Source organism: Myxococcales bacterium, from assembly GCA_016716835.1.
In the GTDB taxonomy this organism is placed as follows: Bacteria; Myxococcota_A; Polyangia; order Haliangiales; family Haliangiaceae; genus JADJUW01.
This window is the reverse complement of sequence record JADJUW010000001.1, coordinates 2,455,339-2,465,000: the sequence shown is the minus strand read 5'-3', so window position 1 is coordinate 2,465,000 and position 9,662 is coordinate 2,455,339. Positions and strand designations below refer to the sequence as shown.

The 9,662-nt window shown below is 60.5% G+C and carries 10 protein-coding genes (1 of these 10 running past the window's edge); 3 read left to right on the top strand and 7 right to left on the bottom strand.

What is annotated here, in order from left to right; all coding sequences use genetic code 11:
• A protein-coding gene (locus tag IPL79_10865; protein MBK9071489.1) for a hypothetical protein crosses the window boundary here: on the bottom strand, positions 1 to 336 show its 5' portion. It extends 123 nt beyond the left edge of the window; only the first 336 of its 459 coding nucleotides appear in the window; its start codon is at positions 334 to 336; the stop codon falls past the left edge of the window.
• 267 nt (positions 337 to 603) lie between these two features.
• Here IPL79_10865 and IPL79_10860 point away from each other — a divergent pair, with 267 nt between their 5' ends.
• Positions 604 to 939, top strand: a complete 336-nt coding sequence (locus tag IPL79_10860; GenBank protein MBK9071488.1) for a hypothetical protein — start codon at positions 604 to 606, stop codon at positions 937 to 939.
• 50 nt (positions 940 to 989) lie between these two features.
• Here IPL79_10860 and IPL79_10855 read toward each other — a convergent pair whose 3' ends face one another.
• From IPL79_10855 to IPL79_10840, 4 genes are all read right to left on the bottom strand, one after another.
• Positions 990 to 2,018 carry a HEAT repeat domain-containing protein gene (locus tag IPL79_10855; protein ID MBK9071487.1) on the bottom strand — a complete coding sequence of 343 codons (1,029 nt, stop codon included), beginning with the start codon at positions 2,016 to 2,018 and terminating at the stop codon, positions 990 to 992.
• Between the two features lie 130 nt (positions 2,019 to 2,148).
• Positions 2,149 to 3,042 (bottom strand): MBL fold metallo-hydrolase, encoded by an 894-nt coding sequence (locus IPL79_10850; protein ID MBK9071486.1) that lies wholly within the window; start codon positions 3,040 to 3,042, stop codon positions 2,149 to 2,151.
• A 55-nt stretch (positions 3,043 to 3,097) separates the two neighbouring features.
• On the bottom strand, positions 3,098 to 3,256 hold the full coding sequence (locus IPL79_10845; GenBank protein MBK9071485.1) for a hypothetical protein: 159 nt from the start codon (positions 3,254 to 3,256) through the stop codon (positions 3,098 to 3,100).
• 145 nt (positions 3,257 to 3,401) lie between these two features.
• Positions 3,402 to 4,424 (bottom strand): hypothetical protein, encoded by a 1,023-nt coding sequence (locus tag IPL79_10840; protein MBK9071484.1) that lies wholly within the window; start codon positions 4,422 to 4,424, stop codon positions 3,402 to 3,404.
• Positions 4,425 to 4,697: 273 nt separating this feature from the next.
• Between IPL79_10840 and IPL79_10835 the strand changes: the two genes are divergently transcribed.
• Both IPL79_10835 and IPL79_10830 read left to right on the top strand, forming a co-directional pair.
• Positions 4,698 to 5,861, top strand: a complete 1,164-nt coding sequence (locus IPL79_10835) for an OmpA family protein (GenBank protein MBK9071483.1) — start codon at positions 4,698 to 4,700, stop codon at positions 5,859 to 5,861.
• Between the two features lie 11 nt (positions 5,862 to 5,872).
• Entirely contained in the window at positions 5,873 to 7,264 is a 1,392-nt protein-coding gene (locus IPL79_10830; protein ID MBK9071482.1) for a DUF3494 domain-containing protein, read from the top strand.
• A 36-nt stretch (positions 7,265 to 7,300) separates the two neighbouring features.
• Here IPL79_10830 and IPL79_10825 read toward each other — a convergent pair whose 3' ends face one another.
• Together IPL79_10825 and IPL79_10820 are read right to left on the bottom strand one after the other, a co-directional pair.
• Positions 7,301 to 8,569, bottom strand: coding sequence for a hypothetical protein (locus tag IPL79_10825; protein ID MBK9071481.1), 1,269 nt, complete (start codon positions 8,567 to 8,569; stop codon positions 7,301 to 7,303).
• A gap of 17 nt (positions 8,570 to 8,586) precedes the next feature.
• Entirely contained in the window at positions 8,587 to 9,549 is a 963-nt protein-coding gene (locus tag IPL79_10820) for a hypothetical protein (GenBank protein ID MBK9071480.1), read from the bottom strand.
• Between the last annotated feature and the right edge of the window lie 113 nt (positions 9,550 to 9,662).

Below are 9,662 nucleotides of genomic sequence, written 5' to 3'. Positions count from 1 at the left end.
TCCACGCGGCGCGCCATCGAGCGTGTATTCGATGGTTGCCGAGGAAAGCCCAGCGAACCAGCTCTTCCCCGCAAAGTCGGCGGCGAGGTTGGAGGGAACGAAATAGGTTTCAGAAATGTCGTCGAAGAAGGCGCCGCCCGCGGTGCGCAGGATGCAGCTGACGCTTAACTCGCTCCAATGCCCATCGAGTGCTTGGTTGCCGATTTCTGACCGGGCCAGCATGAAGCCTTCGACGGCCTCCGTATCGACTGGCGTCGAACTGCCACCACAAGAGCTGGTAGCTTGGGCATATGATGTGGCGGCAAGCGCGGCTAACATTTGAAGGTGAATTTGCATGCCTGCTACATGCCCGACCTGCACAAGCTTGAGCAACATAAGTTTTGCGCGGTCAGAGCTTAACGCAGGCTCGCTAGCAGGGCATGCATCTTCGGCTGATGGCTACTTAAGGGGCTAGGCGGGGGCCTCGTTAAGGCGGGAACAGTCGCCGCTTGCGGTGTCTGTGTTCGCCCGTTGCGCCGCAATTTCGCACACTAAGCGGTATGGCGCCGCCGTGGCATGGCATCTGCAATAGGTCTACCAATGGCCCAATTGCGATCAACCTCCATGCTTCTCAGCCTCAGCCTCAGCCTGTGCCTTGGGCTCGCGACCGAGGCGGCACATGCCGAGTATGTGCCGACCAAATACGACAAGGCGTTCTATGCCTCGTTGTACACAACGTTTACGCGAGAGTCGCGGATTCTATCCGCCGACATGCGGTGGAGCGTTCTCGTGAACGCGAGGCCGTACATCAACACCTCGACGCCTGCCGGCGTGCGCAAGCTAGCCAAGACCGACCGAAAAATCGCCCGGTACGCCGAGCGCCGCGATCGACTTGCTGCAAAGACGATCGCCAAGCGCGATGCGCGCCGCGCGAGCTACGCCAAGAAGCTGGCCAAGTAACACTGACCGCCTGGGCGAGAGGCGTGCGGTCGATTTTGGGGCACGCGTGATCAGCTAGCAACTTCCTTTGCGAGCGCTTCGAGTCGCTGACGCGTGACGTCGCTGCCCTTGAAATCTTCGAGTAAGGACGTCGCGACGCGGGCGACGGCCGCCGTGACATCCACTGATTCGTGTGACGCAAAATAGTCGAGCACCTTGAGCGCCGTGGCCTCTTTTGGCTCGTACGCCGCCAACTCAATGAAGTGGGCGATTGTGTCGGGTGGGGTCTTGTCCAGCAGGCTCATGGTTCGCGTCATGCCCGCGACTCGTTCGAGGGCTTCGACGCTTGCCTTGCGGACCGCCGGGACATCGTCGTGCACGAGGCGCAGCAGCGTTGACTCGACTTGCAGGGCCTTAAACATTCCAAGCAGCGAAGCGATCGCCGCACGAATTTCTGGATTCTTCGATTTCGCGAAGGCAAGCAGGGGCTTGGGCGCGATGCGACCGTTGGCGCGTTCGAGCGGCATTTCTAAATTACCTAGCAAGTCAATCGTCGCTTTGTCGGTCTGCGCGCCGCGTACCGCTACGATGCCTGCTTGAAATGCCGCACGCACGCGACGCATGAAGGCGCGATCGCCCTGCCCGAGACACGCGGGACACACGCAACCGGTTCGCTTCTCCGCGTTTGGGTTCTGCGTCCAGCCGATGAGTTGGGGCACGTCGCGAATCCCGAGGATGTGCTTGGCGGCAATGCCCACGGGCACGACAACTTGGGCGCCTAGCGGATTTGAGGTCACCCACCTGGCCGCGGCGGCTGCGCTCATCTGGATGTGGGGTTGATTGTAGCGTCCAACGTAAACTTGTTCCTGGTCCGGCCATCGAAAGTATACCGCCACCAAACGCGCATCATGATAGCGCCGAATTTCACGCACCCACTGAAACGTTGTCCACATGTCCGGCACAACCGGCATCGCGTAAACAGCGTTTGCCAGAATTACTTCCTGACCAGAGGCGGCGGCAAGCGCGGCCTTGGTGCCCGTAAGTCCACTACGCTTGATGCTGCGGGCGCTTGAATCGGGGGCGAGATGGACAAACCTCAAGGCTGGCGATCCTTTGACGGGCGCAATCCCATTATCAAGGAAGCGTCTCGCTTTGCCAACGGCCTTCTCTCAATAAGGGCGCCCCAAGCTCATAATTGTAGCCTCGGCATACACGCGGAGCTCGCGCTGACTAACGCGCTTTGTTTATCGGTTCGCCGAGCTCATCGGCAGGCGAAAACAGGTTGATCGGCGTGTGCAGATAGCGGATGCCATTGGCCTGCGGCGCGGGCATGCGGCCGGCGTCAATATTGATCTGGACGCTCGGAAACAGCAAGACCGGCGCGGGGAGCTCGCGGTCGCGCGCGGTGCGAAAGGCGACGAAGGCTTCTCGCGAAGTCTTGGCGTTGATGTGTGGATTATGATCCTTGGAGGCGCCGATGGTTGTCTCCCATTTTACGTCGCGCCCGTCGGGCGGGTAGTCATGGCCTGGAAACACGCGCGTGGCATCGGGGCGGCCGTAAAGCCGCTGGACCGAAGTGAAGAGCACGTCTGCGCTGCCCTTGGGAAAGTCGCAGCGCCCGACGCCGTAATCATCCATAAACAGCGCGTCGCCGGTAAATAACGCGTCGCCGATTTTGTAGGTGACGCAGGCCGGGGTGTGGCCCGGGGTTGCGATGACCTCCACCGCCAAGCTACCGGCGCTAACGGTCTGGCCATCGGTTAGCAACAGGTCAAACTGTGAGCCGTCCGTCTTGAGCTCGGGGATATTAAAGATGCCACGGAAAACCTCTTGTACCTCGGTGATGCGTGCGCCAATGCCGACCTTGGCGTCGAAACGCCGCCGCAAAAGCTGCGAGCCGGTAAGGTGGTCGGCATGTGCGTGCGTCTCCAGCACCAAGCGCAGGCGCAGGCCGCCGTCGCGGATGGCCGCGGTGACGGCGTCGACCGAGGCCGTGAAGGTTTTTGATCCAACCGGCTCGTAATCGAGCACGGGGTCGATAACCACCGCATCTTTAGTTGCTTCGTCCCACACGAGGTAGGTCAGCGTGAAGGTTCGCTTGTCGTAAAAAACTTTGATGTTCATAGAGGCCTCAGGCTAAAAGTTTGATGGGCGGCGTGGCAGGCGCCAGGCCGCAGCATCAGCGATGACCACCGCCGCTCTTGGTTGCCGCGCTATCGCGTTGCGGCTCACCGCAATGACAACGGTCTTTGGCTGGTACGTCGCCGAGCACTTGCTCGACATGCATGCCACAGCCCGCAAACGTGGCCTTGCCGCAACTTGGACATTTTACTTTCATGCACATGGTCATTACCTCCTGGTTTCGCAGGTAAGAGCCAGGGCGGCGCCCAAAGGATTCACAAAATCGAATACGCTGCCGAACTATATGTAATCACATCATTATTTGTCTGGCCGCTTTCAGGTGCGGGGGACCTGGAAGCTGGCTAGCGCACCACGCACTCATACGACTGCTTGGTCGATGTATGCGCGCCAATGTTGCCGCGCTCACGCCACGTCGCGATGGTTTCCATCGCAAAGGCGCGGACAAAGCGGGTGGCTGGATACCACTTGCGGCAATGCGCCAAGCGTTCGCGCTGGTTGCTCGCGGCGCCGGTTACGCCGTCGGGGTCGGTTTCCCAGCGCATGGTGGAGAGATCAAAGTGTTGCGCAACCTTGCCCGGCCAGAACATGACGCGCGGCTGCGAATATTGTGGGGTAGGCGGCGCGGGTGGCGTAACGACAACAGGCGCGCCTTGCACGCACTCATAAGAAAGCTTCGAGGCTGTGTGGGCGCCGACGTTGCCGCGCTCACGCCACGTGGAAATTGTTTCCGTCGTAAACGCGCGTACGCCCGCGGTCGCTGGGTACCACTTGCGGCAATGCGCAGATCGTTCGGCGTCATCGCGCGCGGCGCCCGTCACGCCGTCCGGATCGGTTTCCCAACGCATGGCGCCGACGTTGAAGTGCTGCGCGACCTTGCCCGGCCAGAACATCACGCGTGGCTGCGGATATTGTGGCAGGGGCGGCGCGGGTGGTGGCGGCGGCACATACGGCGCTGGCGCCGCCAGGCACTCATATGATTGCTTTGTCGCGGTGTGCGCGCCGTAGTTGCCGCGTTCACGCCAGGTCGAAATCGTCTCTCGCGCAAACGGCGCGGCGTGCGCGCTCCCTGGATACCATTTTTGGCAATGCGCCAATCGTTCGGCATCACTATTCGCGGCGCCGGTTACGCCATCAGGATCTGTCTCCCAGCGCATCGTGTTGGTGTCCCAGTGTTGCGCGACTTTGCCCGACCAAAACATAACGCGCGGCACATTGCCGTAATCCACGGCCGGCGCGGGTGGTGTCGGCACGAGCGGTCGAGGCCCTGTATCTACCGTTGGTTGGGGGTAGGTTGGATCGGTAGGAGGTGGGCTGACATAGCAACCACTAAGAACGACGGCGAACAAGGTGAGATAGAGCTTCATCTCACTCGTGTACCACGTCGATGTTCGCGATGTGTAGGCGCATTAAGCTTCTATACGCCAATGAACGAGTCGTGCTTGAGCCCACGAGTAGGAGACGCGACGAATGTGATCTATCGCAAAAATATAGGTATCCGTGCACGATAAGCCTGAGCGACAACGCTCACTGAGCGGTTTTGCTACACGGAACTGGCGTATCTCAATAAGAAGAATGCACTCCCGCTAAGAGTTTGGTCAAGAAATGGCAGGTACGGCTTTTGCACTGATCTCTTTGATATGCCTATCAATTCGCCCGCCGTACGGTCAGTACCGTTCAAAATTAATCTTTTAACCGATCGTCGCCACGCGCTGCTGCTTGCCGCCTTACTTCTCGTCGCCACGGCCCTTGCGCCGACGGCGCAGGCGGATGGCTTCAGCGTTAAAGTCGAGCCCGGTCTTGCGATCCCACTATCTGCCCCACAATCCGAACGCTTCGACACCGGCGGCAGCCAATCGGTTAAGGCGCTATTTGGCCTCACGCCTTATCTCGACATCGGGCCTACGGCTTCGTTCACCTTCTTGTCCGCCGCCTCGCCGCTTACCGAAGCAGGCACCGTGTGGGGCTTTGGTGGCGGCCTGCGGCTCAAGCGCCCTCATCACGATGGCGATGGCATGAACGCCGGCGGTATTTCACCATGGTTTGATCTTGATGTCCTATATGTCCGCACCGGTGACCTTAATCGCCTGGGCTTTGCGGCGGGCGTCGGCGCCGCCTTTCCCTTGGGCAATGATAATCAATATTGGGTGGGTCCGTTTGTGCGCTACATGCAAACCATTCAGACCGAGCATGATGGGTTTGATAATCGCGATGCCAAGATCTTGATCGCGGGGCTTAGCGTTGAGTTTGGCTCGGGCAAGGCGCGCACGCCCGCCGCGACCTACCCTGACGAAAACAATGACGCCGACGTCGCCGCTGTGGCGCCCGTGGAAGGCTGTGCTGACCGCGACGCCGACACCATCCCGGACAATATCGATAACTGCCCAGAAGTTCCGGGCACCATGGAATATTTTGGTTGCCCAGCATACAAAAAAGTCGTCGTCCAACGCGACATGTTGCAGCTGCGAGACAAGCTCTATTTCGCATTGGATGAAGCCGTGCTCGAGCCAGAGTCGCTACCCATCCTCGATGAGGTGGCGCAGGTTCTGACGGACAACCCAGGATTTCGGGTTCAAGTCGAGGGACACACGGACACCACGGGTGGCGAAGGCCACAACCAGACCCTCTCGGAGCGTCGGGCCGAAGTGGTCGTGCGCTATCTCGTCGACAAGGGCGTTGCCGCTGACCGCTTGAAGTCCAAGGGTTTTAGCTCGTCGCAGCCGCTTGACACCAACACGACCACCGCCGGCCGCGACAATAATCGGCGCGTCGAGTTCGTCGTCAACTTCGTCATCGTCAAATAAGGGATCCCATCATGAGTATCAAATCCTTGCGTTCAATTTTTGTTAGCCTAGCCGTCGCTACGGGGGCGCTTACCGCTTGCGGGGGGCAGGTCGTTCAATTTGACAATGACGGCGAGCCCTCACCGGACGGCACACCCTTCACCGGGCCAACCGTTATCGCCACCGTGCCCGCCGACAATGGCTTCGAGGTGCCAACCGGAACTGTGCTGACGGCGAAGTTGAGCCAGCCCATGGATGACGCCACCATGACCGAGGTTACGTTCACGTTAGCTCAAGGAGACACGTCGATTGGCGGTTCCGTGACCTTTGATGGGGCTACGGACACCGCGACGTTCACGCCGGATGATCCGCTGACGCTGGAAACGTTCTACACCGCGACGATCACGATCGGCGCCCGCAATGCCGAGGGTATTGCGCTCGAGAACGACTATGTCTGGACGTTTAGGACGGCTGACGACAATTTGCCACCTACGGTCACTTCGACCACGCCCGTCGACAACGCGGTCAATGTTTCGATCAATAAGCGGCCTACGGCGACGTTTAGCCGCGCCATGCTGCCTTCGTCGCTGAATGCTTCGACGTTTACCTTGTACCAAGGCGCAACGCAGATTTTTGGCACCGTGTCGCTCGATGGCGAGACCAATACCGCCATGTTTACACCCAACGCGCCGCTCGAAATCGACCTTGTCTACACGGCGACCATCACCACCGGCGCACTCGATGCCGGTGGCGTCGCCTTGCTTGTCGACTATACGTGGGACTTCACCACGTCCAATTGTAGCCAGGCGCCTGTGGTGCTCGGGGCGGCCGGCAGCTATGCCGTGCTTGCAGGCTCCACGGTTACCAGCACCGGCGCGACGTCGCTCACGGGCAACCTGGGCGTTAGCCCCGGCACCGCGGTGACAGGCTTCCCGCCAGGGATTATCACCGGGGCGCAGAACCGCGGTAACTCGGCATCGGCGCTGGCCATGGCCGACCTAACCACCGCGTATAACGACGCTAAGGGCCGCACGTTGTGCGCGGTCACGGTCGCTGGCAACCTCGGCGGCACGACGCGGGCACCTGGCCTCTACAAGTCGACCTCGTCGCTTGAAATCTCCAGCGGCGATCTCACGCTGGACGCACAAGGCGACGGCGACGCCGTGTTTATCTTCCAGATGGCGTCGACGCTGACCGTCACTTCGGGCCGCAACGTGGTGCTAATTAACGGCGCCAAGGCCTCCAACGTATTTTGGCAGGTTGGCACCTCGGCGACGCTCGGCACCGGCAGCACCTTCAAGGGCACCATCTTGGCCGACCAATCAATCACGCTCACCAACCTCGCCACGCTAAGCGGCCGCGCCCTCGCACGGATCGCCGCGGTGACGATGAGCGCGAATACGATTGTCACGCCAGCGCCGTAGGGGAACCGCTTCGCGACGCTCGTGCTCCTACTCCGGCTACGGCACGAAGCGGCTGAGCCGGAGCCCCGTTGCGCTAAAGGTCAAAAATTCGCGGCGGCTGCGGTGATAACGGCGCGGCCGCAAGGACGGATCGGCGGCGATGCGCTCGCCGGTGCCGACGTCCCAAACCGTCGTGCCTTCGGTATCGCTAACTGCGAACAGATGGTGGTCGAAGATAAGCGAATCGGCGAGCACGCGTGGCGGCCAAGCGCGAGGCGGGCGAATCTGCGGGCCGGCGAACCAGCGCAGGAGTTCACCAGAGCGAACGTCGTAGCACAGCGCCGCTGGCACCAACCAAGCGTCGTCGTCACCCCAACCGTAGACGACAACCGTATTGCCGTCGATCCATGCAACAGCACCGCCCCAATGGTAATGGCGAAAAGTGAGCGTTTTTAGCGTCGGACCAGACTCCGACTCCCACGGGTTTGTTCGCCACGCCACGAGGCTCCATGTCTGTATTTTTCCTGCAGGCCCCCATACCCAGCCACCGTCGACGATGTGTGTGCTATCGGGCGAGACAGACAACAAGCCATGAAAGTAGTCTAGATAGTGTTCGGGGGGCTCGCTGCTACTGTAGATGATGGGCGGTCGATCGCTCAGGACGCGATTAGCCGCGACATCGATGAGCTCAAGCCGATTCCAATCACTTCCGCAGACGAGCAACGTGCGCTCATCCTGACGGGCAAAAGCAACGGGAAATACGCTGTTCTGCGGTCGGTAGTCGCCGCGATCGATTTGTCTGATGGCAGCGCCGGTGGCTAGGTCGACAAGCGCACCCCGCGACCCCGAGCCTTGATAGATTACAGCGTAGTCGGCTGCAGGCGAAACGCACAGACCGCATTGCTCGTCGACCTCGAAGCCGAGTTCGCGAATGAGATGTGAAAACGCGACCGTACCACTCGACACGTCAAGTGCGCGCAGCTCACCGCCCCGCAACAACAGAATCCATGACGATCCAGCGCCTTGACCTGCATCGACAATCGACGGTGCATCAACCATCTCAAGGTCTTCATGAACAAAATGCCCAGACGTCGCGCGAGTAAGTACTTCTGGCTGTCCGCAGACCCCGTCGCAATAGTCGTCGCAATGTTCTGCAAACCATGCGTCGGATACGAGTTCCCAGCGCGGCTCGGCAGGATACGCCTTGGCGCAGGGCCCACACACCCAGTTGGTGTTCAGGCCAATCCCCGTGAACCACATGGTGTAGTCGTCGGGTTCTACCGCGAGGTGTTGGCAAAGCTGCAACGGTCGGCTGACTGGGTTCATCGCGGCAGCCTACGGTGCTAGATCAGGTCGCGCACGTAGAAGCCGACGAGGTGCGCTGGGTCGGCCGGGTCCTTACCCACAAAAAGGTAGATGTGGCCATGCTGGTCGGGGCTGTCGTCGATGTCCGTGGACGGTGCGACGGGACCAATGCGATACATGCGCAGCGAGCTGCCGAGGGTGTCTGCGATATAGGTGCGCAGTTTCATCCACGCCGCATCCGAAGCATCGTCGTCTTCAGAAAATGCGGGGCGCTGGGCCAACCAAGCAAGCGCCGCGGTGCGAGAAAAGGCCTTGACTGGGTGCGATGACGAGACGCCAAATTGCGTCTTAATTTTGCGGATTGTAGGGTTGGTAGTGCCAATGTTCGCGGCCTCGACATAGGCTGGCGAAGAGTCCATCTCGGTGACGTACACCGCGCCCTCCGCCGCTTCGCGCAGGCCAGCCTCGAAATCAGAAGCCTCGCCAATGATGAGCTCCGCGGTGATGGTGTCAAACCCACCGCCAATGTCGATCGTCAGGGCGTGCCCAGCATCGCCCCATTCGGCGCGGTAGAGCGCTGCAAGGCTGCCTAAGTCGATTTGAACGTCGGAAACCCGAAGCGCCTCGCAGACGTCGTCGGTTTCGTGCTGGATGCCAATTTGCGACACCAACACATCGCCGCCGGTCTCATCGTTGGGCCACGCTTCGATCGGATCCGAAAGAAAACAGGCGGTAAACTTATGTGTGCCGCAGCCGCCACCATGCACAAGCTGGGCCTTCAAAATATTGCCATCGATGAAGACCGAGTCAGCGGTAATCCGCGATTGCTCGAAAAGTGGCGAGCACGCCAGCATGACGGGCAGCACCTGCGTCGCCGCCTTGTCGTCGCCTGGGGCCGTTACTTCGCCGGGCTGGTCGGCGACATCGGGGCTGTATAGGCACGCGGCGAGGGCGAGGGACGCAACCACGGCGGTAACGGGGGCGAATAGGGTTGGCCTCATGGGAGCCACCTAACATGTCCGATGACGTTTGCGCCGCATATTTTTGGCAGGCGGCGCAAATGTTACAAATGAGCCGCCATGCGCGGTGTGGCCAGTCGACTTGCCATGGGCAT

Bases quoted from the DNA above. Each gene is read 5' to 3' on its own strand.
- IPL79_10860 (MBK9071488.1), top strand. From the start codon at position 604: ATGCTTCTCAGCCTCAGCCTCAGCCTGTGCCTTGGGCTCGCGACCGAG.
- IPL79_10850 (MBK9071486.1), bottom strand. From the start codon at position 3,042: ATGAACATCAAAGTTTTTTACGACAAGCGAACCTTCACGCTGACCTAC.
- IPL79_10845 (MBK9071485.1), bottom strand. From the start codon at position 3,256: ATGAAAGTAAAATGTCCAAGTTGCGGCAAGGCCACGTTTGCGGGCTGT.
- IPL79_10840 (MBK9071484.1), bottom strand. From the start codon at position 4,424: ATGAAGCTCTATCTCACCTTGTTCGCCGTCGTTCTTAGTGGTTGCTAT.
- IPL79_10835 (MBK9071483.1), top strand. From the start codon at position 4,698: ATGCCTATCAATTCGCCCGCCGTACGGTCAGTACCGTTCAAAATTAAT.
- IPL79_10830 (MBK9071482.1), top strand. From the start codon at position 5,873: ATGAGTATCAAATCCTTGCGTTCAATTTTTGTTAGCCTAGCCGTCGCT.
- IPL79_10825 (MBK9071481.1), bottom strand. From the start codon at position 8,569: ATGAACCCAGTCAGCCGACCGTTGCAGCTTTGCCAACACCTCGCGGTA.
- IPL79_10820 (MBK9071480.1), bottom strand. From the start codon at position 9,549: ATGAGGCCAACCCTATTCGCCCCCGTTACCGCCGTGGTTGCGTCCCTC.